This is a genomic window from Alcaligenes sp. YSL9, assembly GCF_030515105.1.
Classification (GTDB): Bacteria; Pseudomonadota; Gammaproteobacteria; order Burkholderiales; family Burkholderiaceae_B; genus Alcaligenes; species Alcaligenes phenolicus.
On sequence record NZ_JALXJU010000001.1, the window covers coordinates 120,759 to 142,806 of the forward strand.

22 protein-coding genes, 1 tRNA gene and 1 pseudogene are annotated in these 22,048 nt (G+C 54.4%); 13 read left to right on the plus strand and 11 right to left on the minus strand.

Translation table 11 applies throughout. From position 1 onward, the window contains the following. Window positions 1–37 precede the first annotated feature (37 nt). Window positions 38–937, plus strand: a complete 900-nt coding sequence (gene nadC / locus M2Q46_RS00535) for a carboxylating nicotinate-nucleotide diphosphorylase (protein ID WP_302356252.1) — start codon at window positions 38–40, stop codon at window positions 935–937. A 22-nt stretch (window positions 938–959) separates the two neighbouring features. Further along, window positions 960–1,979, plus strand: a complete 1,020-nt coding sequence (locus tag M2Q46_RS00540; RefSeq protein WP_203145897.1) for a tripartite tricarboxylate transporter substrate binding protein — start codon at window positions 960–962, stop codon at window positions 1,977–1,979. A gap of 280 nt (window positions 1,980–2,259) precedes the next feature. On the opposite strand, the gene M2Q46_RS00545 is transcribed toward M2Q46_RS00540, so the two are convergent. The 4 genes from M2Q46_RS00545 to M2Q46_RS00560 form a co-directional block, all read right to left on the minus strand. After that, complete coding sequence (locus tag M2Q46_RS00545; RefSeq protein WP_009458345.1) at window positions 2,260–2,532, minus strand: hypothetical protein; 273 nt, start codon at window positions 2,530–2,532, stop codon at window positions 2,260–2,262. 272 nt (window positions 2,533–2,804) lie between these two features. Continuing rightward, on the minus strand, window positions 2,805–3,347 hold the full coding sequence (locus tag M2Q46_RS00550) for a (2Fe-2S)-binding protein (RefSeq protein WP_009458347.1): 543 nt from the start codon (window positions 3,345–3,347) through the stop codon (window positions 2,805–2,807). Beyond that, window positions 3,344–6,163 (minus strand): xanthine dehydrogenase family protein molybdopterin-binding subunit, encoded by a 2,820-nt coding sequence (locus M2Q46_RS00555; protein ID WP_035269146.1) that lies wholly within the window; start codon window positions 6,161–6,163, stop codon window positions 3,344–3,346. Before M2Q46_RS00555 ends, M2Q46_RS00550 begins: the two co-directional genes overlap by 4 nt. A gap of 516 nt (window positions 6,164–6,679) precedes the next feature. Continuing rightward, window positions 6,680–8,083, minus strand: coding sequence for a GntP family permease (locus M2Q46_RS00560; RefSeq protein WP_035269147.1), 1,404 nt, complete (start codon window positions 8,081–8,083; stop codon window positions 6,680–6,682). A gap of 316 nt (window positions 8,084–8,399) precedes the next feature. Here M2Q46_RS00560 and M2Q46_RS00565 point away from each other — a divergent pair. Continuing rightward, window positions 8,400–8,476, plus strand: a tRNA-Met gene (locus tag M2Q46_RS00565). An 11-nt stretch (window positions 8,477–8,487) separates the two neighbouring features. Here M2Q46_RS00565 and M2Q46_RS00570 read toward each other — a convergent pair. After that, window positions 8,488–8,877: pseudogene (locus M2Q46_RS00570) on the minus strand (tyrosine-type recombinase/integrase); the annotation flags it as partial. A 534-nt stretch (window positions 8,878–9,411) separates the two neighbouring features. Between M2Q46_RS00570 and M2Q46_RS00575 the strand changes: the two are divergent. From M2Q46_RS00575 to M2Q46_RS00580, 3 genes are read left to right on the plus strand one after another with little or no spacing between them, the layout of a single operon-like run. Continuing rightward, the gene (locus tag M2Q46_RS00575; protein ID WP_239055327.1) at window positions 9,412–9,558 is read left to right on the plus strand and encodes a hypothetical protein; all 147 of its coding nucleotides are present in this window, start codon (window positions 9,412–9,414) and stop codon (window positions 9,556–9,558) included. Continuing rightward, window positions 9,539–9,892 carry a glycoside hydrolase family protein gene (locus M2Q46_RS18720; RefSeq protein WP_367997699.1) on the plus strand — a complete coding sequence of 118 codons (354 nt, stop codon included), beginning with the start codon at window positions 9,539–9,541 and terminating at the stop codon, window positions 9,890–9,892. Before M2Q46_RS00575 ends, M2Q46_RS18720 begins: the two co-directional genes overlap by 20 nt. Continuing rightward, entirely contained in the window at window positions 9,792–10,133 is a 342-nt protein-coding gene (locus M2Q46_RS00580) for a hypothetical protein (RefSeq protein ID WP_238441674.1), read from the plus strand. The genes M2Q46_RS18720 and M2Q46_RS00580 overlap by 101 nt, the downstream gene beginning before the upstream one ends. A gap of 139 nt (window positions 10,134–10,272) precedes the next feature. Here M2Q46_RS00580 and M2Q46_RS00585 read toward each other — a convergent pair whose 3' ends face one another. Beyond that, window positions 10,273–10,770 (minus strand): BON domain-containing protein, encoded by a 498-nt coding sequence (locus M2Q46_RS00585; protein ID WP_302356261.1) that lies wholly within the window; start codon window positions 10,768–10,770, stop codon window positions 10,273–10,275. A gap of 912 nt (window positions 10,771–11,682) precedes the next feature. Between M2Q46_RS00585 and M2Q46_RS00590 the strand changes: the two genes are divergently transcribed. Next, window positions 11,683–11,850, plus strand: a complete 168-nt coding sequence (locus M2Q46_RS00590) for a hypothetical protein (RefSeq protein WP_203144930.1) — start codon at window positions 11,683–11,685, stop codon at window positions 11,848–11,850. Window positions 11,851–12,820: 970 nt separating this feature from the next. Here M2Q46_RS00590 and M2Q46_RS00595 read toward each other — a convergent pair. After that, on the minus strand, window positions 12,821–12,973 hold the full coding sequence (locus M2Q46_RS00595; RefSeq protein WP_181363933.1) for a hypothetical protein: 153 nt from the start codon (window positions 12,971–12,973) through the stop codon (window positions 12,821–12,823). A 78-nt stretch (window positions 12,974–13,051) separates the two neighbouring features. Beyond that, on the minus strand, window positions 13,052–13,285 hold the full coding sequence (locus M2Q46_RS00600) for a hypothetical protein (RefSeq protein WP_203144929.1): 234 nt from the start codon (window positions 13,283–13,285) through the stop codon (window positions 13,052–13,054). Window positions 13,286–13,534: 249 nt separating this feature from the next. Here M2Q46_RS00600 and M2Q46_RS00605 point away from each other — a divergent pair, with 249 nt between their 5' ends. Continuing rightward, window positions 13,535–13,813, plus strand: a complete 279-nt coding sequence (locus M2Q46_RS00605; protein WP_203144928.1) for a hypothetical protein — start codon at window positions 13,535–13,537, stop codon at window positions 13,811–13,813. A gap of 427 nt (window positions 13,814–14,240) precedes the next feature. On the opposite strand, the gene M2Q46_RS00610 is transcribed toward M2Q46_RS00605, so the two are convergent. Beyond that, entirely contained in the window at window positions 14,241–14,534 is a 294-nt protein-coding gene (locus M2Q46_RS00610) for an addiction module antidote protein (RefSeq protein ID WP_203144927.1), read from the minus strand. Window positions 14,535–14,890: 356 nt separating this feature from the next. On the opposite strand from M2Q46_RS00610, the gene tauA reads away from it, so the two are divergent. The 3 genes from tauA to tauC are packed head-to-tail and all read left to right on the plus strand — an operon-like array spanning window position 14,891 to window position 17,587. Continuing rightward, complete coding sequence (gene tauA / locus M2Q46_RS00615) at window positions 14,891–15,889, plus strand: taurine ABC transporter substrate-binding protein (RefSeq protein ID WP_203144926.1); 999 nt, start codon at window positions 14,891–14,893, stop codon at window positions 15,887–15,889. A gap of 5 nt (window positions 15,890–15,894) precedes the next feature. Then, window positions 15,895–16,680, plus strand: a complete 786-nt coding sequence (gene tauB / locus M2Q46_RS00620) for a taurine ABC transporter ATP-binding subunit (protein ID WP_203144925.1) — start codon at window positions 15,895–15,897, stop codon at window positions 16,678–16,680. 16 nt (window positions 16,681–16,696) lie between these two features. After that, window positions 16,697–17,587 (plus strand): taurine ABC transporter permease TauC, encoded by an 891-nt coding sequence (gene tauC, locus M2Q46_RS00625; protein ID WP_302356269.1) that lies wholly within the window; start codon window positions 16,697–16,699, stop codon window positions 17,585–17,587. A gap of 259 nt (window positions 17,588–17,846) precedes the next feature. Here the strand turns inward: tauC and M2Q46_RS00630 are convergent, their stop codons facing one another. After that, window positions 17,847–18,551 (minus strand): SDR family oxidoreductase, encoded by a 705-nt coding sequence (locus M2Q46_RS00630; RefSeq protein ID WP_302356270.1) that lies wholly within the window; start codon window positions 18,549–18,551, stop codon window positions 17,847–17,849. Window positions 18,552–18,654: 103 nt separating this feature from the next. Between M2Q46_RS00630 and M2Q46_RS00635 the strand changes: the two genes are divergently transcribed. After that, a complete protein-coding gene (locus M2Q46_RS00635) occupies window positions 18,655–19,551 on the plus strand; it encodes a LysR substrate-binding domain-containing protein (protein ID WP_302356272.1) in 897 nt (298 codons plus the stop codon). A gap of 171 nt (window positions 19,552–19,722) precedes the next feature. Here M2Q46_RS00635 and M2Q46_RS00640 read toward each other — a convergent pair whose 3' ends face one another. Next, window positions 19,723–20,427 (minus strand): IclR family transcriptional regulator, encoded by a 705-nt coding sequence (locus tag M2Q46_RS00640; RefSeq protein ID WP_266109057.1) that lies wholly within the window; start codon window positions 20,425–20,427, stop codon window positions 19,723–19,725. 90 nt (window positions 20,428–20,517) lie between these two features. Here M2Q46_RS00640 and M2Q46_RS00645 point away from each other — a divergent pair, with 90 nt between their 5' ends. Further along, entirely contained in the window at window positions 20,518–22,020 is a 1,503-nt protein-coding gene (locus M2Q46_RS00645; protein ID WP_302356277.1) for an amidase, read from the plus strand. Window positions 22,021–22,048 lie beyond the last annotated feature (28 nt).

Here is a 22,048-nt window from a genome sequence, read left to right on the forward strand (position 1 = left end):
CCATTAGGCCTTATTTTTAGCGATTTAAATACTCATAATGAGCATAATTAACGCCCCCGAGCCGACAGCGCAAGCTGCAGAGACACGAGCTCACCGTATTCCTTCCTTGCCCGACGTCATCCTGGAACCCTTGGTGCGCGCCACCTTGCAAGAAGACTTGGGTCGCGCTGGTGATCTGACGACGGACTCCATCGTTCCCGCAGCAACGCGCACGCAAATGCGCCTGGTGGCCCGCGAGGATGGTGTGTTGGCTGGCCTGGATCTGGCTCGTCTGGCCTTTACCTTGCTGGACCCTACGTTGCGCTTTGAGGCCCAACTGCAAGATGGCGATGTCCTGACTCCGGGGGTGCAGATTGCGGTCATCAGCGGTTCGGCCCGTTCCATGCTGACGGCAGAGCGCTGCGCCTTGAACTTCCTGGGGCATTTAAGTGGCGTGGCATCGGCAACCGCCTCCATCGCCCGTGCGATTGCGCCTTACGGCACTAAAGTCACCTGCACCCGCAAAACCATGCCCGGCCTGCGCGCTGTGCAGAAATACGCGGTTCGAGTCGGGGGCGGCAGTAACCATCGCTTTGGCCTGGATGACGCGGTACTGATTAAAGACAATCACATTGCCGTTGCCGGGGGCGTCAAAGCCGCCGTGGAAGCAGCCCGTGCCTATATTGGCCATCTGGTTTGCATTGAGGTGGAGGTCGACACCCTGGAGCAGCTGGATGAAGTGCTGGAACTGGGTGTGGATAGTATTCTTTTGGACAATATGGACACCGCAACCTTGACCGAGGCCGTGGCCCGCGTGGCAGGCCGAGCCAAAACAGAAGCCTCTGGTCGTATCACTCCGGAAACAGCCGTAGAAATAGCCCGTTGCGGTGTAGACCGAATCGCAGTGGGCTGGATTACGCACAGTGCCCGTGTACTGGATATTGGTCTGGACGCTTGAGTAGAGAAACGTGTTAGCTGTAATGGCGGGTTTTCAGGTGGGGAAGCGGGCGGCAGCAGCCACCTTGCTGGGAATGGTGGCGCTAGGCTTGGGTAATCCAGCGGCGCAGGCAAGGGAGGTGGCAGTCGAGCAGGCTGTGAAATATCCCCTCAAGCCGATTACCGTGATCGTCACCTTTCCGCCTGGCGGCGGGACCGACTTGCTGGCCCGCAAACTGGGCCCCCGGCTGGAAAGAGCGCTGGGCCAACCCGTTATTATCGACAACCGACCTGGTGCCAGCGGCAATATTGGTGCGCGGGCGGTAGCTTATGCCCGCGCTGACGGCTACACCTTGCTGATGGCCAATAGCTCTTTTGCCATCAATCCTGGCGTATTTCGTAACCTGGGCTTCAAACCCAAAGAAGACTTTGCGCCGATTGCGAATATAGGATTTGTGCCCTCCGTGATCGTGACCGGACACGGCTCGGATATTCAGAATCTGGAACAAGTTCTGGAGCAGCAGTCCGAACCGGCCTTGGCTTATGCGTCCTGCGGAAATGGCACTCCTCAGCATCTGGCGGGAGAGATGCTCTATGACTTGCGAGGCACGGCCTTGCTGCATATCCCGTATCGCGGCTGCGGCCCCGCTTTGAACGATGTGGTCGCGGGCCAGGTGCCTTTAGGCATTGTGACCTTGTCCAGCGCGGCTACCTTGATCGAGTCCGGACACTTGCGCGCCTTGGCCGTCACCTCTGCCCAACGCAGCCCCGTTCTGCCTAAAGTGCCAACCGTGGCTGAAGTCAGTCATAGTGATTTCGAGCTGGACCAATGGCACGGCCTGTTGGCTCCGTCTCACACGCCTGAACACATTATCAATACGCTGAACCGCGTCGTGCAAAAAGCCCTGACGGACCCGGCCATGCAATCGCAATTGCTGGCATTGGGTTATACGCCGCAAGAAGGCAATGAATCAGCACAAGCCAGTGGCTTCAAGGCCATGATCTGGAACGACATCGACCGATTTGGGGCCTTGGCCTACAAGATTGGTTTGCAGGTGGATTAGGGCGGGTAGGGCCCTGCTTTGCGGGCTCGTTGACTCCTGGAACGCAAGCGACAGGTTTTCCTCTGATGGTGTTCCGGCACCCGAATGCATCAGATCATGCGGCAATATGCCCAGTTTCTATATGAATCTTATTGGTCCCTCAGACAGTTTGAGGCCCAGGCAGCGGTTTGGGCTTACCTGGGCCAATATCTATAGAGAGACGAGGGGCCGATAGCTGAGCTTGTGTCTGTCTGACAGTTGGTCAGTCGATTGTGAACTCACAGACAAGCCCAGCTTCTATTTAGAAGAAGCTGTCTTCACTGGGCGCCTCAGGAACAGGCTGGGTCGCAAACCAGTGTTTTTCCAGTAACAGGGTATGCGTCAAACCATCCTTGCTGCAGTTGGAATCGATCTCGATCTGGCCGCGCTGGCTGCCGCCCGCATTGAAATTATCGGCCTCTACTTCGGCAGCGGCGATGTAAGCCTGCAGGTTCAGATCAGGCTGACCACGATCCAGAACAAACTGACGAATCGCTTCAGTGCCTAACTCATTAAGGGTGTAGGTGTAGTTCATGGTGTGCTCCTGATAGAGGGCCTTGAGAATATGCGGCCATAGATCCAAATCCTAGCACAGGGTGAAAGGAGCCGTGTGCCTCGTGGCACTGTACTGCGCGATGTAAGCCTTCCCTCTAGCTAACCATGTGAGTGACAAGCAGACAGATGGCGTTGCAGCGGAAGGCGTACTGTCGAGTACTCGAACGCCACGATACCAGCGTGGCTAAGCCCAGAGTTTTGCCGTGCAGTTGCCAGGGGATCACCAGCTAGATCCCCCGCAGCCTTTGCGACCTAACTGACCATGCCTGGAGTGGCGAGAATCAGATCCCTCATTGCTTGGTGGTAACGGACATAGCCCGTACAGCGGCAGATATGGTTTTGTAAACCTTCCGATACTTTGGCTTCAACTTGTTCACGTGAAACCGGCTGCTTTTGCAGGGATTCGTACAGCACAATTCCCGCATTTACAAAGCCGGGGGTGCAGTAACCACACTGAAAGGCAAAGTGCTCCAAAAAGGCTTGTTGTACAGGGTGCAGTTGCGTGACCTTGTCCTGTGCATCCCGCTGGGCATGGGCCTCGATCGTGCGTATTTTTTTGCCCTCAAAGTAACTGGCTGGCGTGATGCACGTTTGTATTTCTTCGCTACGCCCGTCCGGGTGATCCACGATGACAACGCAAGCATGGCAAATCCCCATTCCGCAGCCCAAATGCGTGCCGGTCAGCCCTGCATGCTCATGCAGAAAGTCGATCATGGGCAGATCTGGGCTGACGTCCATTGTTTGCAAGTCCACCCGATTAATGTTGAGGTGTAAGGTCTTAGTGGGGCTGCTCATGCCAAGCGCTCCTTGATTTTTTCTGCGGTCACAGGCAGTTCACGAAAGAACTGTCCTGTAGCGTGGTTAACACCGCTGACAGCGGCAGCAATGATGGGGATCATCACCACTTCGGCAATTCCCTTGGGAGAGTCCGTCTCGGAAATCTGGTCCAGTAGTTCGAAACTGGTGTTCCAGACGGCCACATCCTTGGCGCGAGGTAGGCGATAGCGGTGAAAATTCCAGGAGCCATCGCCGGGGCCACCTTCGTGCAGCGGTAGATCCTCGAACCAGGCCTGACCCAATCCCATGGCTAGCCCCCCCTCGGCCTGACTCATGACTAGTTGGGGCACGATGGGCTTGCCGCAGTCGATCCACGTATGTGCTGACAATAAGGTCTGCTCACCACTTTTGCTGTCGATCTCCACTTCCGTTAACACGCCAACGGCGGAGTAATACAGGTAACCGCCTCGACGACGTGACACAGGCGGGTAGCTGATATTGCGACGCTCCAGTCGCTGGTAGCCATTACGCGCCTTGGCCTGTTCGGTCTTGGTTCCTGCTCCATGGCGCAGTGCCAGCCCATCCAACGGCAGTCGCAGGTTTTGACCAGCTACCTCAAAGTCGGCCTCGGCCCACTGGTAGCGGTTAAACGCATGCAGCACAACACCGGTAACCAATTCCAGCTCGTGGGCGCGCTTGGCCAGTTGTGGCAGCGTGAGGGGTTCCAGACCTCCGGTGCTGAGCAGGCCATCGTCGGTCCAGCTGGCGTCTTCAGGGCGTACGGTCAAGGGGGCGATTTGACCACCACCGTAACCTTCCCCCCAGATGGACAAGGCGGCTGGCCATAGTCCATACAGAAACAGCAAGCGAGCCGCTTCCGAGGTGCCGTGAGAACCAAAGTAGGAGGAACTGCTGGCGTAGGAGCCGGAGGATAGAACCGGTGTCCAGCGTGGATTGGTTTGATGCTTGTCTTGATCAGGCTGTTTTAAGGTGTAGGGGTTGTGAGTAGCCTGCATATCCAGCTCGGGCCAGTCAAGATGTGAAGCCTTTACCGTGTGTGCAGCGCGGCCAACCCACTTGGCACAGATCACTGCTTGGGACGTTGCCGAGCCCGTACCAATTTCTACCGTAGAGGTGCGAAGGTGGACTTGCCCTTGCTCATCAATTTCGATACCAGAATGGTCTCCTTGCGCGCCGGTGCCATAGTTTTTCATAACGCAGGCAAAGCCCACGCCATACAGCTTGCCTGGGTTGCTGGCTTCAAACTCTTTCTTTTTCTTGTCCCGCCCGGTCCACAATGGATGTTGATGTGCTTTTTCTAAAATCTCCCGGGCACGCAGGGAGCCCGCCGGAATCCCTCCTTCCATATTTTTCTGACCGCTGCGCATGACGTTCTTGAGGCGTAATTCGATGGGGTCCATGTTCAGGCGAGCGGCTGCTTCGTCCAACATCAGTTCCATGGCAGTCATGGTCTGTCCCTTGCCATAACCACGCATGGAGCCGGCCTCCACCGCGCGCGAGGCCAGTGCAATTCCCCAGGAGTCGCTCTTGGGCAGATAGTAAATACCCTGTGCGCTTTGTGCGCCGCCTGTGGTGACCGCCCAGCTGCACGTAGCCCTGCCCCCACCGTCCGTGATGCTAAAGCTCTGGTACTGCATGATCTTGCCGCTCTTTTTGTCGATAGCAATGCGGTTGTTCATGCGGTTGGAGTGTCGTTTTTGACCAGCTTGAAACTGCTCAAAGCGGTCATTGGCTAGCCGTACGGGCATATTGTCTGCAAACAGGGCAGCAACAACTCCGTAGTGGTTGAAAGCGCTGTGCTCCTTGACCCCGTAACCTGTGGCCGTACAGGGGTGGACAATGATGTTCTCCAAACCAAATTGGGATGCGGCCACTATGCCCGCAGCTTCTGCACCATCCGCCCCCGGGGTTTGGGAGCCGACCACCATTTGCAGCTCTTTGTTTTTGTTGTCATACCAGCAATTGATGCACTCCGGTTCTAAAGGGGCGCCGTCGATCGATTGGGAGTAGTACTCACCATCGAACACGAGCCAATCATCAGGCGCTTGGTCGAAACGTTCTTGCATCGCTTCGCTCAAGGCGATGGCCTTTGCTGTATTGGTGTTTCCCTTGCTGGACGGCCATACAGGCGAGTTTCCCTGAATTTTTTCCGGAAACACGACTCCGTCCTTCATGCTGGAGAATATATCGTCGGCCCCTGGCGTATCGCCCTCTACACGGATATAGCGTGCTCCACCATAGGCATCTATTTCCCTGAAGCCTGTCTTGTCTCCATACTTCAGCACGGCGGATCTCTTGCTGGCATTTTTAGCGCGGCGGTAGCGATCAAAGTCTTTGTAGATCAAGATGGCGACCGGGTGCCCTAAAAAGCGTGCCGTCTTACCGGTGGCCAATAGCATCTCGTCGTTGTAGTAGTCAGGCAGTTCCAGTTGTGCCTTGGCGAGGTCTTGGGCCTGGATCAATATATCGGGCTGTAGGTCGGCACCTAGTGCTTCCAGGTCCAAGCCGATGTAACGATGATCAGCCTGAGCGGCGCGCAGGATAAAGGCGTGAGCCTGATGCTCTGGCCAACCGGGCATATCTTTGGCGCGAATATCACGCACAAAAAATTTGCTGCCGGTGACTTGTCGCGTACCGTCAATCTTGAAGGGTACTTGTCGCTCTACGCTATTCCAGGGCGTAGGGCGGGAGTCTTGTTCTCCCAGAAGTGTGGCCTGTGCCGTTTTGGGTAAAAAAGGCGCCATATAAATGGATACGCCGGATACGACACTAAATTTTAGGAACTGTCGCCGATTAAAAGGCGCTGTGCTCATGCAGGACCTCCGGATAATAAAAGATACGTCGCGATATTGAGAGCAACACTCCGCCTTCAGATGCGTAGTCGTACAGCATCGTTGAGCGTGGCTGATGATAGGGACGTGTCAGAACCCGAAGTTGGGCTTTTGGCCAAATTTCATATGTGTGTCTCCGAATCTTCGCTATTAGGTAGGACCTTGCTTCGCTTTTTTGTAGATGGCGTAGCGGGACCTGATTATTTTTTAGTTAGCTGGCTAGCTTCATAGGCATGAAGCATTTCTGATAGTGGCGGAGAATATCTGAAAATAGCGTGATAATGGTTATATTGTTTATGTTATGTTGATTTTTATTGTTGTAAATCAGTTACTTATGGGAGCGCTTGTTGTTGCTGGTGTTTCTACTTATGCAGGTTTAAATGGTTCTTGGGTGTAGTTTTAAAGTCCTGACTCTACGGTCCTGGTGTGTCGGCTGTCTCCATGTGGACTAAAAAGCCAGCCCAATGGGCTGGCTCGATGCACTGATAAGAAGAAAATCTAGAAGCTGCCAAAAATCGTACCCAACGTAATCACGGTGATCAGCGCAAAGATAGGAGCAGCCATTGTCACCATGGCGATATTGCCATAGGACTGACGGTGGTTCAGCTTGCAGATGGACAGCAAGGTAATGATCGCGCCGCAATGGGGCAGGGTATCCAGACCGCCCGCTGCCATCACCGCCACTCGGTGCAGTAGTTCAGGGCTGATGCCAGCTTGCTGAGCCATCGCCAAATAATCCGAACCCAACGTCTGCAAGGCAATACTCAAACCACCTGAAGACGAGCCTGTAATCCCGGCCAATGTCGTCATGGCGACTGCTTCCGAGATCAGGGGATTGCCAGGAGCCACGTTCAACACAAAGTCCCGAATAATCGCAAAGCCTGCCAGGCTGGCAATTACCGCGCCGTAACCAACTTCAGAGGCGGTATTGAACAAAGGCAGCATGAAACCAAATACGCCTTTATTGATGCTCTCGCGCAGACTCTTCCAGTGACCCAAGCGGCTGATGATCAGCACCAGGTTCGCGGTAATCAAGGCAATAATCAGCGCCCACAGACCCGTAATCTTGGCGGGATCAACCTGAGGGAAGCGCTCGGCCATGAACTCGAAGTTCGTGCCGGGGAAAATCCCATAAGTGAACAAGGCATTGACGCCAATCACCAGAATCAGCGGCAAGATAGCCAGGAAGATAGGCATGGGTTTCTGACCATGCGTACTGTGATCGTCGCTGGCATCAAAATGATCCTGACCGTGGTCGCCATAGCCTTCGCCATTCGCAATAGCTTTGCGCGCACGCGACTGCAGCCACCACAAGCCACCCAAAGCCATGATCAAACCACCAATAATCCCCAGCCCCGGTGCAGCAAACACGTTAGTGCCGTAATAAGGAATAGGAATCGCGTTCTGAATGGCAGGCGTGCCAGGCAGAGCCGTCATGGTGAAGGTAAAGGAGCCCAAAGCAATCGACGCGGGAATCAGACGCTTGGGGATGCCTGCGGCGCGAAACAGATCCTTGGCGATCGGATAGATGGCAAAGGCCACCACGAACAAGGACACACCACCATAAGTCAGTACGCCGCACACCATCACAATGGTGGCAATAGCATGACGATGCCCCAGCTTGCGCGTGATCCACTGAGCAATCGCCTGAGCCGCTCCGGAGTCCGCCATCAACTGACCAAACAAGGCACCTAACAAGAAGATGGGCAAGAACTGAAGCACATAGCCGCTAAGCGCGCTCATGAAGGTGGAAGTATAGATGGGCAACAAAAACCCGGAGTCCCCCGAGAGCAGCACAGCCAGGGCGGCCATCAAGGGGGCCAGCAACAGAACCGTCACCCCCCGATAAGCGAAGAACATCAGCAGCAAAAGCGAGACAACAATAGCAAGCGTACTGGCCATAAACAAAGTTCCTGTGGAAAGTCCGGATCACGGACGTCAGTCAATTAACAAGGACGGATCAAACGCCAAGCAGGCAGTGTAGCAATAGGGGATGACAAACAGGCTTGATAGGGCGCAAGGGGGAGGAGTAGCAGGGAATGGCTGGTCTTTTTACTTTTTGTATCATTTGGTTGAGTGGCCGAAGCAGGCGTTGAAGAAGGGAAGCTCAATGAATACAAGGGCTTAGCGTTTTCATAGGAGAGAATCATCAAAAAGATGAAAAAAGATCGAGATAAGGGCTTGCTAAAAGACGAAACCTTGCTATAATTTCTTCTTCGGCGCATTAGCTCAGCAGGTTAGAGCGACGGAATCATAATCCGCAGGTCCCCTGTTCGAATCAGGGATGCGCCACCAGAATACCCCTGTTAAATCAGGACATTAAAGCCACCCGATGCGGTGGCTTTTTTCTTGCCTGCTGTTTGCTGTGACCTAAACGTGACATGATTGGCGTACTGTGCCAGATGGCCTGCGTCCAGGTGGGCATACTTCTTCACCATGTCCAAAGTCTCCCAGCCGCCTAGCTCTTTCAATACAAAGAGTGGGGTGCCGTTCTGAACATGCCAGCTCGCCCATGTGTGACGCAGGTCGTGAAAGTGTAAGTCCCTTAGCTCAACCTCCTTCATTGCCGCAGCAAATGCTCTGCGGTCGATCTGCTCAATTTGCGACCCTGCCCATATTCGAGAGAACATCAGGCTTGCATGGGTTCCTATTCTGCGCTGAACCACCTCCACGGCATGCTCGTTCAATGGGACTGCTCGTGCACGCCCGACCTGGGTAAGTCATTCGTGACCCAGGCCAGACTCCTACCCAGATCCACCTTGTCCCAGGTTAGTGAGAATATTTCGGCAGCGCGGCAGTCCGTTGCCAACGCAAACTCGCAGGAGTCTCGCACCCAATCCAAACGGATAGCGTTTAGGAATTGATCGGCCTTTGCCTGGGTAAGCCAGCGAACGCGTACGGTTGCTTCTCTTGCCATCTGTAGCTTGGGCTTGCGGTCGATCCACCCAGCATCTGCCGCAAGAGACAAGATGCGTGTCATGCTTGCGAGATAGCGGTTCTGAGTCGCCGGGGTTAGTTTTGTTGCTGGCCCGCTTTCACATGTCCTGTGCGTCGGCAGGCCATTCATTATGTCGTCAGTTGTTAAAGAGCAGATGGAGCGGCCGCGCACGCAGTCTGAATGGATTGTGGGCGTAGTCAGCACGGTGGTGGCTTCGATCTTGGGCGGTGCCGCTGTGATCTAGCAGTACGAGCTGCATCACTGGGCAAACAACTCAGTTGGTCTGGTGGCCATGCTGGGTTTGGCGTTCGCATTTGGGTTGCCAGGCTGGGCCGTGGTGCGCTGGGCTTTTAACCTTTTCGACAAGCGGCGCAAGGCTGACCTGCTTGAAGTCATGACTGAACTGCGCGAAGGCGCGATTGGAGGGAAAACAGAATGAAGTCCTTGCTGAGTTTGATCTGGGGCCTGCTGGCCCTTTTTTTTCGTCCGCAGAAGGTGGAGCAGGCCGCACCAGAACCAGAGAAGGCTTCGCCGATACCGGGCCGGGCGTCGTTCAGGGTCCGCGCATCAGCCAAGCCGACGCCGACCAGCGCCTGCAGCGCCGGCTAGCCCGTGAGTTCGTGACTGGTGTTCTGAAAGCCCTGACTCGTCCTGCGACCCAGGCCCAGATCGATGCCATGGTGGATCTGGCCTACAACATTGGCGTATCTGCATTTCAAAGGTTCTACGCTGGTGCGTTTGTTCAATGCCGGCGACCAGGCCGGTGCTTTTGAGCAATTCCTACGCTGGAACAAATCAGGCGGCAAGGTGCTGCTGGGCCTGAACCTTGCCGCTTTGGCGCTGCTGCAGATCGGGTGGCGTCAGGGTAAGGCCCAGGCAGAGCAAAAACAAACAAAGGCAGACATGGCTGCCGTGGAGGTATCAAGAGATGCAACTGAAACGATTGAGCGCCTGGATGACGATGCTGTGCGCGACCGTACTCGCAAGCGGATGTGTGGCAGCGAAGGGCGGTAGCTACTGCGCCGCCGCCCAGCGGCCTTTCCAGTGGCGCTCTCATGCTGAGATTGACGCCACGCCGATAAGAGTGTTGCGCTATGTGGAAACGGAGGCTGTAACTTGGGGGCGGCTGTGTTTTTGATCGGAGGAATGTCGATCAGTTGGCCTTCACTGTCAAGCCGGTGGCGTCAACCTTGCTCACGCCTTTGATGCTTTCAGCATCTGAAATTGCCTTCTTCAGCAGCTTGTCATCTGAAACTGCACCAGTGAGCTTAGTGACTCCATTTTTGGTTTCGACTGAAATGGTGTTGCCCTGCAGTTCTTTCTGGGCGGCTAGGCGGGCCTTTACCTGCTTTGTGATTTCTGCGTCAGGTGTGTTTTGTTGAGTATCGGCCCCGCGGTTGTGTGCCTCTTTAGCGCTTGCTTCTCCTGGGGTTTTCTCCTCAGCGGCTCCTTTCCCGGCTGTTGCAGAAAGGTCAGGGTGGGAGGGCCTGTCTTCTGCCATGGCACCGGCGCTTAACCCAAAGCTGAGTGCTGAGGCTGCCAATAGCTGAGAGATAGTTGTTGAGTTAGTCATTTTTTCACTTAATTTGGGCGAATTGGTTTCGTGGGTCTTTAAAAGGATGTCCGCCTTGCTTTCTGGCGGTAGGCTCATCCCTCTTAATTAAAGCGAACCGCACCTTCGCTTGTGCTGGTCGTCGACAGTATTGAAGGTTGAGGAGCTTGCCGATTGTCGTGAGTCAAAAAGGTGTTCAATGTACCTGACCATAACTTGAACCCTAAGCAGGCTTGCCATTTGTCCTGCTGATAAAGCCAGTGCGTGTGGCAGACTGTGCATTGGTAAAGACGCTTAATGCCAAACTGTCCAGAATCCTCTTTGGGAGTTAAAGTTGTCATGTTGGGGTGGCCCGAAGTGTGGGGCTTGGAAAGTGGCAATGTCTGACACATGATGCACATGGTGCCGTGGTCTAGCTTTCCCATATATTGCTCCTTTGGTAAAGGTTGATACAGGTAACAGCTAAGCTCTAACTAGCTCGGGAAATACAAATCAATTCTCATTGTTTTAGTTCTTTCTGACTTTACGCTCAGACGGGTTTTTAAAATGCGCAAAAAGTTACGGATGTAAAGCAATGTGTGGAAAGAGTGCTTATATGGCTGTAGGGTAATTTGTGTTTGGAGCCTGGCACTTTACATTGCTCATCTGCTTGGTGGCGGGGTGCCAAGTGAAGTCTGTCTCTGGCCGTGACGTGCTTAGTAGTTCCAGCGCTGATTCGATATTGGTGTCCGGTGAAGCCCACTCCCGCGCAACTTCTGGCGTTAAAACTACAGGTTGGTGGCCGTGTATATCGACCATAAGGCATTTCTCTATCAAGGTGTGGGTGCTGGCTCTTATAAGTGAGTCATTCCATGGGTGTATGTCATCGACCCATTGGGCCGTTCGAACCGGTTTTAGCAATGCCTGCTATGCTAGATGAGGTGGCAGGTTAATTGGTGATGATTCTTGCTGCCACGATTAAACCGAGCGAACGCGACATAAGCGCAAGTTAACCAAACTAGAGAGATTCCCATGGGCACCAAAATTTTTACTGAAGCCGACCGTAAGCGTACTCCCCCTCCTGCCACTCCCAAGGGCGTGAGCCTTAGTACGAAATTCCGGGGCCAACGTGTTAGCCAGGAGCGTGGTGCGCATACCCGCAGCAAGAAGAATCCCGGCAAGCGCGCACATTCGGGTTAATTTCTGACGGTAGTTCGCCACCGGCGTTCTTCTGTTTACCGAGTGACGACGCTGACTTTAGGCTTTTGTGTTTATCAGCTTACGCGTGTGTGACATCTGGCAGGGGAAGAACATCTACTCGCGCAGTTGGGATTACTAAGCGGACGCGACAGTCTGGGACTGCTCGGACCGCGGTGGCTTGTTCAGCCTCACGCGGCTTTATTTTGCGTACTGGCTACCAGATGAAGATAAACAAGCTATTTATCGGTTTATCGCCTATCCTGTACTTATGTCCTAACATTTGTTGGGGCTGCCATTGACCAATGGAGGTCATAATGGACAAGAGAGGCAAACCGCCTAAGAAGCCAAGTACACGCAAGTCTGAGCTCACTCCGCCGCAAGTAGGTTGGCCAGCTCAGGCTCCTAATGCGGGGATCAGGCGCGCCAGCGCTGCCCATGATCACAAACCCACAGGAAGAGGGGCTGTGCGGGGAAGATAAACCTCGAGACTTGAATCGCTATCCTATCCCGCTATAGAAAGGGCCTGCAATGACACATCATCGCAGGCCTTTTTGTTTACAACTCTACACAGTGTACTAGCGTTGGAAATCCTGCTGCGTACCCTGCCATAGCTTAAAGCCTAGGCAAGCGCCCCAATGGTCGCGCTCATACAACCACAATGTTTTGCAATTGGAGCATTGGTATAAAGATTTTTGAGCTTCACCAGAGCCTTGCAAGCAAGGGCCAGCAACAGCCATAAATTCGTGCTTGAGGCTGATCGAAGAGGATAAGGGTAACAGCTGGCATAGAGTGCACAGATTATGTGAGCTTTGATAGGGCACTTTGTTCTCCTGAAGGGGGGAGCTCCAGACATTAGCCAGAGTGATGAAAAGTTATTATTGTTGTTGGAGTCCTCAGGGGGAGGGGCTGTTGCCGGAATGTTTGGCAGTCCCGTATTGCAGACTCGTTGGGGCGAGTCTGCGAAAGCTACTTATTTGCCTTTCGGCTGGTCCTGCGGAGCTTTGCCATCTTTATTGCCGTCCTTCTTGTCGTCAGGATGCATGGCCGCTTTTCGATCAGGAGACGGTGATGGGTTTTGGGAAGGGGCTTGGGGTTTGTTGGGCGAGCTGGTTGTTTGTGTCATGAGAGACTCCAATAGGTGAATCCCAGCAGCAAATCAGGCGATTTGAGGGCACTGCTTTGTGCTGTGATGCACTAACAGTTAGTTAAAAATGGATTGATCGTTTTGCGCTGGAGGAGGGGAGCGAGGTTTCTTGTCGCCGATGGGCTCATCGTTTGCAGGTAATGTCTGATCGTCTTCGTGGATCCGTTCGATTTCAACGGGGCGTTTGTCGCGGGGGTCCGGGATAGTGGGTTCGGCGGGGTCGGCGGCCGAGAGAAGGGGGAAGCGAAGCAAGTTAACTTTTCTTCCAATGGACCGGAGATAGTGTGTCATAGGCACTCCTGCCATGACTGGCGGGATATTTCTCAGAGAGTCTGAGCAACAGCGCCAGTAGCGCCTTCAGGGTGTCAACGAGAAGGTCTAAGTTCATACTAGGCTGATCCTGAAAATACCCACCATGCTAATTTGTAAATCATTGTATTTTAAGGGGAATTCAGTCTGTGCGCTTTGCTTTAAATCTGCTTGCAAGGCTGAAGAGGTCTATACTGACAATTCGTTTAACCGCCGATTAGGGAGGGCGTCATGAATACAGAAGTCTCATCAGGCGGCGGGCAATGGGATGACGATGGCGGATCTCAATTGAAAGCCTTGGCAGTGGCACGAGCCGTAGATCAGCTAGATGAAGATGATCAGTTGATACTTGGTTTTTTAGGGGCGTCCTTATTGAGCTTATGGGATGATTTACCCGCCAGCGAGCAACAGAGGTTGTTGAATAGCCAGGCCATCAAAAATGCATTTGATAAAGCAGAAATCAAAACTCGAATTCAGCGGTTGGAAGAACATTTCAAGCGGTTAAAGTAGTCGCTCGCCGGCTTAGGGGCACTGTAGTCTGCCTAGCCTTGCCTACTGTCATGCGTGGGCGAAAAAAAGCCCGCTCTAGGGCGGGCCTCTTTATCTGTGCTGTGACCGGAATGTGTCGTGAATAGCCAAAAAATGCCATAAAAAAGCCAAAATCGGACTGTTGTGTGGTGTGTGATTATCTCTGCAGTTGATTGATTTTAAAGGTCTTTCTTATTTGTTTTGTTTGCGGATGTGGGGAGTCATAATCCGCAGGTCCCCTGTTCGAATCAGGGATGCGCCACCAAGATAAAGAAAACGGCCCACAGGAATGTGGGCCGTTTTTTATTGTTTTTTCAGATGAAGAAGCCACCACTCAGTGGGTGGCTTTTTTCTGTTACGGCAGATCAATTGAAAGTGCGCTTGTCCGCCAACCCCTGATAGCGCTCTATCATGCATGAAGCGGCTCTACCGTTAATTTCACTCCAGCAGCCCGCGCTAATTTCAGCACAGTGTCATATCGTGGCTTGGCACCGGGAGCCAGGGCCTTGTACAGGCTTTCTCGGCCTACACCGGCGTCTTTTGCCATCTTTGTCATGCCTCTGGCTTTAACCACATCCGCAAGCGCAGAAAGGAACAAGGCTGGATCGTCCTCTTCCAAAGCAGCAGAGAGGTACTCGGCGATAGATTCCTCACTATCAAGATATTCAGCGGCGTCGAAAGGGGCAGTTTTGATGGCGGTCATGATTGATCCTCCTGAATTTTTTTCCACATAGCGATTGCAGTTTTTATGTCTTGTTTTTGAGAGGACTTGTCGCCCCCGCTAAGTAGCAGATAGACCACACGGCCCTCACGAGTACAGTAGAGACGATAGCCAGGAGCTGAAGGTCTCGGTGCGGTTGATCGTGTTCATGGGGCTAATTGTATCCGTTCGGATACTTTTATGCAATGTAAAGTGCGTAGTTAGGGTGTTCACCCACCTCATAAATTCACGCACTAACAATAAGCGAAATCGGTCTTTTGCCAGCCGTCTCGCTTTGTCTATCCTGATTCCTCGACCTAACGGCTTATCCAGCCGCAAAAATAATCGAGGAATGCTTCATGTCGTTGACGAGAACTCTGCAGCATCTGGGCCTGGCCTTGGCGGCCAGCGTCGTATCTTTGACAGCCCAGGCCACCAGCCTGACGGTCGCTTATCAGACCATTCCCACTCCGTCGAACGTGCCGCAGGCAGACGGTGTTTATGAAAAAGAAACCGGCGCCAAAATCGACTGGCGCAAGTTTGATGGTGGGGCAGAGGTCATCAATGCTGTCGCTTCGGGTGATGTGCAGATTGCCTATTTAGGCTCCAGCCCTTTGGCCGCTGCGGCCAGTCGCAAGCTTCCTATCGAGACATTCCTGATTGCTGCTGAGCTGGGCACCAGCGAAGAGCTGGTGGTGCGTAACGGTTCGGGTATTCAGGCTCCGCAAGATCTTGTTGGCAAGACGATTGCCACGCCTTTTGTGTCGACCAGTCATTACAGTCTGCTGGCTGCGCTCAAGGATTGGAAAATAGACCCCAAGCAGGTCAATATCATCAATCTGACGCCGGCCAATATCGTAGCGGCCTGGGCTCGTGGTGATATTGATGGTGCTTATACGTGGGACCCGGCCTTGAGCAAGGCCAAGGAAAGCGGCAAGGTGCTGATCAGTTCAGGGGAACTGGCCAAGCTGGGTGCGCCGACTTTTGATGTGTGGTTGGTGCGCAAGGATTTTGCGGAAAAACATCCGGATATTGTGTCGGCTTTTGCGCGTGTCACTTTGGCTGCGTACGAGGGCTATACGAACGATCCTGCTGCCTGGGTAGCCAATGCCGACCACATCAACAAGCTGTCCCGCTTGACTGGTGCGACGCCTCAAGAAATTCCCAATGTTCTGGCTGGCAGCGGCTTTTTATCTGCGGCTGATCAAATCAAAACTTTAGGTCAGCCCACTGCCAAGGCCTTGGCCGATACCTCTGCCTTCCTGAAAGAGCAGGGCCGTATCGACGAGGTCTTGCCTGATTACGCGGGTTACACCACCAGCAAATATGTCGAGGCGGCTGCCTCGCTGGCCAGGTAATTCTGATGGCGCAGTTAACACTGAATCACGTCAGCGCACGCTATCCCGGTGCCGATCATTTGGCGCTGCGAGATGTGTCGCTGCAATTGGGGCCGGGGCAGTTGGTGGTGGTGCTGGGGCCTTCGGGAAGTGGGAAGACTACTTTGTTGAATCTGATTGCAGGCTTCACCTTCCCCAGTGCTGGAACGATTATCTTGGATGGCGAACCTGTGCGCGGCCCTGGGGCTGATCGCGGTGTGGTGTTCCAGGACGACGCCTTGCTGCCTTGGCAGACGGTTCTGGAAAATGTGGCTTTTGGTTTGACGCTGCGGGGTGACTCCAAGGAGCCGCGTCAGGCGGTAGCTCGTCATCAATTGGCCCTGGTAGGGCTGGAGGGCTTGGAGCAGCGCCGTATCTGGCAATTGTCTGGTGGTCAGAAGCAGCGGGTGGGTATTGCTCGTGCTCTGGCAGCGGACCCGCGTGTGCTCTTGCTGGATGAGCCGTTTGGGGCGCTGGATGCCTTCACCCGCGAGCAGGCCCAGACGCTGCTGTTAAATGTTTGGCAGCGTAGCGCCAAGCCTGTTTTTCTGATTACTCACGATATTGAGGAAGCTGTGTTTCTGGCTACCGATCTGATTATTTTGGGCGGTACGCCTGGGCATGTGGTGGAGCGTCTGACGCTAGACTTTGGGCGGCGTTACACCGATGGGCAGCCGGTACGTCAGGTGAAGTCTTCGCCGGAGTTCATTGCGGCGCGAGAGCGTGTGCTGGAGCATGTGTTCTCGGCGCATCCCGTTACCGCTTCATCCTGAGTTTAGGAGACTGTTCATGAAATCCTCTGTCGCTGGCGAGGTTCTGCAACCGCGCGATATCGCTGGTTTGTCGGGCGCTTCGTCTTTAAGCGCAGGTAGCGACTCCAAGCCTCATCAATCAACGTCCACTAAGCCTCGGCAAGTCTCTATTGCCGTGATCAGTTTGCTTACCCTGAGTGGAGTGCTGTTCTTGTGGTGGGCCGTTACTGAGTGGGGCTATGTGGATCCGCTGTTTCTCCCATCACCCCAGGCCGTGCTGAGTCGCGTTTTTCGTCTGTTCACTGTGGGCTATATGGATGCCACGGTGCAGCAGCATTTGGTGGCCAGTTTGTGGCGGATCAGCTTGGCATTGTTTGCCGCTGTCTTGTTGGCGATTCCTACGGGTATCGCCATTGGTCGTAATCGCATTGCCCAAGGCATTCTGGACCCTTTGATTGAATTCTATCGCCCGATTCCTCCGCTGGCGTATTTGCCGCTGATCGTGATCTGGTTTGGGATTGGTGAGCTATCAAAAGTACTGCTGATTTATCTGGCGATTTTTGCGCCGATCACGATAGCGACAGCTGGCGGAGTGCGTAATGTGGATCCGGTGAAACTGCGTGCGGCTCAATCTCTGGGGGCGACGCGTGCTCAGTTACTGCGCTACATCATTATCCCCAGTGCCTTGCCTGATATTTTGACGGGCTTGCGCATCGGTTTGGGAGTGGGGTGGTCAACCCTTGTGGCTTCGGAGCTGGTTGCTGCCACGCGTGGTTTGGGATTCATGGTTCAGTCAGCAGGGCAGTTTCTGGCAACTGATGTGGTGATGGCGGGGATTCTGCTGATCGCCTTGGTGGCGTTTGCGCTTGAAATCGGTTTGCGTCGATTGCAGGCCAAGCTTGTTCCGTGGCACGGGCAAGCGCGTTAGCAGCTGGGGATGTGAGTGTTCGCCTGGAGTTTTTGGTGCAGAGGTTCAGAGTTGATGTTGTGCGGTGTGAGTAGGTCGGCTCTCGTTCGAGCCGACCTGGACGTCCAGACACCGTAGCATTGCGTCAAGACATGATTACTGCTTTGCTGGTTTATGCCTCAGCTGCTGGATTGAACTCATGGATCCCATAAGGCCCTTGGTTAGTGTGCGCACAGCGGCCTTAGTGTGAATACAGCCAGTCTGCTCAGCTCTTGGCAGTTCACACTGACCGAGTCAGCCCACCATCCACCTTGATGTTCTGTCCCGTAATGTAGCCAGCTCCATCCGACAACAAAAACGCAATTGTCGCGGCAATTTCCTCGGCTTTTCCATAACGTCCCATAGGCACACTTTCTCGCCGTTCTTCGGTCGCTGGCAGGCTATCAATCCAGCCAGGCAGCACGTTGTTCATACGTACATTCTTGGCTGCATAGCTGTCCGCAAAAATCTTGGTGAAGCTGGCTAGCCCGGCGCGGAATACCGCCGAAGTGGGGAACATCTCCGCAGGCTCAAACGCCCAGGCTGTAGAAATATTCACAATAGCCCCACCACCTTGCGCGGCCATGATGGGCGCTACCAGTCGTGCTGGACGCACGGCATTCAGAAAGTAGACATCCATGCCCTTATGCCAGTCTTCGTCGCTGATCTCCAGAACCGGACCGCGTGGACCGTGTCCGGCGGAGCTGACCAGGGCGTCGATACGCCCCCAGCGTTGCATGGTCAGGTCCACCAGTCGCTGCAAGTCTTCGTTGGATTGATTCGATCCTGTCAGACCTATACCGCCCAACTCTTTTGCCAGGGCTTCGCCCTTGCCGGACGAGGACAGGATGGCGACACGATAACCATCTTGAGCCAGCCTGCGCGCCGCAGCGGCACCCATGCCCGAGCCGCCTGCGCTAATAAGTGCTACTTTTTCTATAGTCATGAGAGCCTCCATATATTGAGATTGATATTATTATTTCAGCCTGGAATGGAAAAATCATGCGATAAATAAACCTTCCAGGATGTAGAAAAACTACTGTCAAAAAATGATGAAATCTCGCCGAACCTTGCCCCCGCTCAATGCCCTGCGCGCTTTTGAAGTGTCTGGCCGTCGTTTGAATTTCCGTGCCGCTGCGGATGAGCTGGGCGTGACTCAAGGTGCGGTCGCCCAGCAAGTCCGGGCTTTGGAAGAGCATCTGGGGCTGGCGCTGTTTCAGCGTCATCCGCGTGGTTTGCAGCTGACTTTAGCGGGCGCGGCCTATTTGGCCGAGGTGACTCGTGCTTTTGACACTTTGGCTGATGCAACAGGGCGCTTGTTGGTGCGCCCCGATACAGTCACGATCAGCGTCACGCCCACGGTGGCGGCCAAATTGCTGATTCCCCGCCTGGGGGATTTGCAAGCGGTCTTACCCGATGTGGAGCTGCGTACCGTGGCAACCGAGGCCTTGTCGGATTTTGAGCGCGATCAGGTTGATATTGCCGTGCGCCTGACTCGTCCACCGTTTGCTCCGGATCTGGAGGCCCAACTGCTGTTTCGTCAGGATCTGGTGGCCGTGGCCAGTCCTCGTTTGATAGGGAACATGACACTTCCTTTGCCGATTGAGCAACTGCGTGTTTTGCCCTTATTGCATGATGCCCACGATCATTGGGCTACGTTTTTGAAAACCAGTGGCAAATTGTCGGGTGCGGTGTTCAACCAGACAACGCTGGCATTGGACGCAGCTATGGCGGGCCAAGGTGTAGCGTTGGCGTGCAAGGCTTTTGTGGCAGCAGATCTGGCCGCTGGGCGTTTGGTTCAGGTGGCGGAAGCAGGGGCTTTAGGGCCGGACTTCTATCTGGTACGCAAGCGATCAGCTCCGGTCAGACAGTCGGTGGCGGCAGTATGGGATTGGTGCTTGCATAGATTGTTATTGCCTCAACTGCTTGACGAGCTGCCTGCCTGATCCGCCCAGAGTGCCGTAATGGGGAGTTGAACGAAGCGATTTTTTGATTAGTGTTTTCAGGCTGGCGCGTTGGGGCAACACGCAGCCAAGATGTGCTGCTCGCCATCTCTGGTGCCTATTGCCCAATAATCGTCATTGCGAAGCTGGCATTTATTGGGAGCCTGAATTCGATCAAGGCACGGCGCTATGTATGCGTTTTAAAGAAGCGCCCAAGTGGGCACAGAGCTCCTGCCTGTAATCATCTTCTTGAAATCTGGTCCGGGTCCCCGACAGCCCCAAAGCCCCCAGCAGTTTCCCGTCTCCACTGAACACAGGCACCGCCAAAGCAGCCAGTTCCGCAACGCGCTCGCCCAGGGACTGGAAAACCTTGAACTCATAATCCTTGGGTTGGCCATCGCTAAAGGCAGTCAGCACATGCCCGCTGGCTCCTGTCATCGGCAGGGTATCCCCCGTGCACAAACGGTGCCCCACATCTCTCCATCCCATGGCGACTGCTACGCATAGGCGCTGCTCGCCACTGCAAGTGAAAAACGATGCCGTCTCCCCCGTTTGTTTCGCCAGCCAATCCAGTTCCGGTTGCATGCTGCTGGCCAGCCAGTTGTCCATGCTCAGGTTGCGGGTGATGACGGCCAGCGCATAGCCAAAATAATAAAGCTGCTTGCCGTCCCGCCACACAAAGCCTTGTTGCTCCAACGTTCGCAGCAATCGCAGGGCGGTGGCCTTGTTCAGATCACTGCGTTGGGCGATTTCTGTCAGGCTCAAACCTTCTTGCTGCCCCAGGGTGCGCAAGATTGATAGACCGCGTTCCAAAGCCGCGACACCAGCCGGTGCAGACTGTTTTTGTACGGCTTGTTCAGGACTGTCCTTTCTTGACATCACCCAACTCCTCTGATAGATTTTTATGAAAATAATACACGAGTTTCATCTGATGAAACTACGGCAAAAAACTGCCCAGGGGACAAAACAATGGCCAGCACAACGCAGGCGGACCTACGCTACACATTTGAGCAGTACGCAGGCTGGATTCAACAGCCTTTGACCAAGCCTTCCACCGCCGAGCAGTGGGTACAACGTTTAGCAATTAACGAAGCGGAAATCCAACATTTTCTGCAATTGCCCCTCAGCAAGGCACAGCCTTATCAGGCTCGTCCCGCGCAGATCAAAGACGCGCAGGGCACAGTAACGCGTGCGCAGTTCAGTTTGCCTGCGATTGCTCCTGAACCGGAGCAGGCTTTGCAGCGTGCCAAGGATCTGAATCCTGACTTGCACTTGTTTACCGCCTTGGCGCAGACAGCGCCAAACGGGCAAGCGGGGTATCTGCATAATCTGCCCATTGCGGTTAAAGACATGACGGCGGTTGCGGGGTTTGCGGTGACGGCGGGTAGCGCTTCGGGGGATGTTGAGCTTGTGACGCAGGACGCCTTGAGCGTGGCCCGTTTGCGCGCCAAGGGGGCGGTGGTGATTGGCATGGCCAATCAGCACGAGATGGCTTTTGGGGCCAGCAGCAATAATCCTCGTTATGGCCGTGTGGTCAATCCCGCTTCACCTGAGCACATTCCCGGCGGTTCCAGCGGTGGCTCTGCCGCGATTGTGGCTGCGGATGTGTGCCGCGTTACCTTGGGCACCGACACGGGCGGGTCTATCCGTTTGCCTGCTGCTTGCTGTGGCGTGGTGGGTTTCAAGCCCACTTACGATAGCGTGCCGCGTGACGGGTCTATTGATGTTGCCCCCAGCCTGGATCATCTGGGGCCCATTGCCAAGTACGTACAGGACTGCGCCTTGGTGTATGCCGGGCTGCTGGATTTGCCGCAAGAACCGGATTGGGCAGTGGACAGTCTGGATGGTATTCGTGTGGGTCGCTTGGGCGGCTATTTTGCGGAGCCTTTGGAGTCTCAAGTGCTGCAAGCACTGGATCAGGCTTGTCTGGGTCTGGAAAAGGACAAGGCCAGCGTGCAGGACATTCTCTTGCCCGAAGCACATATGGCGGCCGCCTTGCAGTTCATGATCATCACTTCCGAGGCCACTGCGTCCTACACCGACCGCCTGCAGGAAAAGTCCGAGCAGATCAGCGAAGAAATCCGTATCCGGCTGGAGATTGGCCATTTTCTGCCCGCTCCCTGGTATCTGCGAGCGCAAAAACTGCGTACTGAATTGAATGCCCGCATCGAGGCCCTGTTTGATCAGGTCGACATTCTGATTTGCCCCACCATGCGTTGCCCGGCTCCCAAAGTCGGCGCTACCGAAGTGCAGATCGGTCATAAAACCTACCCTCTGCACACCGCCGTTACGCAATTGACCATGCCCTTTAGTTTGTCGGGTTCGCCTGCCATCTCCATTCCTTGGGGCGTGGCGCAGGACGGCGCGCCCATTGGGCTGCAATTGATTGCCAGGCAGGGGGATGACTGGCGTTTGCTGGCTGTTGCCCAACGTCTGGAAGCCGCAGGGCATGCCTTGTTCGGCAAAAACTAAAACGATTCGCTGCAGAAACTACCTCTAC

Bases quoted from the DNA above. Each gene is read 5' to 3' on its own strand.
- nadC (WP_302356252.1), top strand. From the start codon at position 38: ATGAGCATAATTAACGCCCCCGAGCCGACAGCGCAAGCTGCAGAGACA.
- M2Q46_RS00540 (WP_203145897.1), top strand. From the start codon at position 960: ATGGCGGGTTTTCAGGTGGGGAAGCGGGCGGCAGCAGCCACCTTGCTG.
- M2Q46_RS00545 (WP_009458345.1), bottom strand. From the start codon at position 2,532: ATGAACTACACCTACACCCTTAATGAGTTAGGCACTGAAGCGATTCGT.
- M2Q46_RS00550 (WP_009458347.1), bottom strand. From the start codon at position 3,347: ATGAGCAGCCCCACTAAGACCTTACACCTCAACATTAATCGGGTGGAC.
- M2Q46_RS00555 (WP_035269146.1), bottom strand. From the start codon at position 6,163: ATGAGCACAGCGCCTTTTAATCGGCGACAGTTCCTAAAATTTAGTGTC.
- M2Q46_RS00560 (WP_035269147.1), bottom strand. From the start codon at position 8,083: ATGGCCAGTACGCTTGCTATTGTTGTCTCGCTTTTGCTGCTGATGTTC.
- M2Q46_RS00575 (WP_239055327.1), top strand. From the start codon at position 9,412: ATGCTGGGTTTGGCGTTCGCATTTGGGTTGCCAGGCTGGGCCGTGGTG.
- M2Q46_RS00580 (WP_238441674.1), top strand. From the start codon at position 9,792: ATGCCATGGTGGATCTGGCCTACAACATTGGCGTATCTGCATTTCAAA.
- M2Q46_RS00585 (WP_302356261.1), bottom strand. From the start codon at position 10,770: ATGAGCCTACCGCCAGAAAGCAAGGCGGACATCCTTTTAAAGACCCAC.
- M2Q46_RS00590 (WP_203144930.1), top strand. From the start codon at position 11,683: ATGGGCACCAAAATTTTTACTGAAGCCGACCGTAAGCGTACTCCCCCT.
- M2Q46_RS00595 (WP_181363933.1), bottom strand. From the start codon at position 12,973: ATGACACAAACAACCAGCTCGCCCAACAAACCCCAAGCCCCTTCCCAA.
- M2Q46_RS00600 (WP_203144929.1), bottom strand. From the start codon at position 13,285: ATGACACACTATCTCCGGTCCATTGGAAGAAAAGTTAACTTGCTTCGC.
- M2Q46_RS00605 (WP_203144928.1), top strand. From the start codon at position 13,535: ATGAATACAGAAGTCTCATCAGGCGGCGGGCAATGGGATGACGATGGC.
- M2Q46_RS00610 (WP_203144927.1), bottom strand. From the start codon at position 14,534: ATGACCGCCATCAAAACTGCCCCTTTCGACGCCGCTGAATATCTTGAT.
- tauA (WP_203144926.1), top strand. From the start codon at position 14,891: ATGTCGTTGACGAGAACTCTGCAGCATCTGGGCCTGGCCTTGGCGGCC.
- tauB (WP_203144925.1), top strand. From the start codon at position 15,895: ATGGCGCAGTTAACACTGAATCACGTCAGCGCACGCTATCCCGGTGCC.
- tauC (WP_302356269.1), top strand. From the start codon at position 16,697: ATGAAATCCTCTGTCGCTGGCGAGGTTCTGCAACCGCGCGATATCGCT.
- M2Q46_RS00630 (WP_302356270.1), bottom strand. From the start codon at position 18,551: ATGACTATAGAAAAAGTAGCACTTATTAGCGCAGGCGGCTCGGGCATG.
- M2Q46_RS00635 (WP_302356272.1), top strand. From the start codon at position 18,655: ATGATGAAATCTCGCCGAACCTTGCCCCCGCTCAATGCCCTGCGCGCT.
- M2Q46_RS00640 (WP_266109057.1), bottom strand. From the start codon at position 20,427: ATGTCAAGAAAGGACAGTCCTGAACAAGCCGTACAAAAACAGTCTGCA.
- M2Q46_RS00645 (WP_302356277.1), top strand. From the start codon at position 20,518: ATGGCCAGCACAACGCAGGCGGACCTACGCTACACATTTGAGCAGTAC.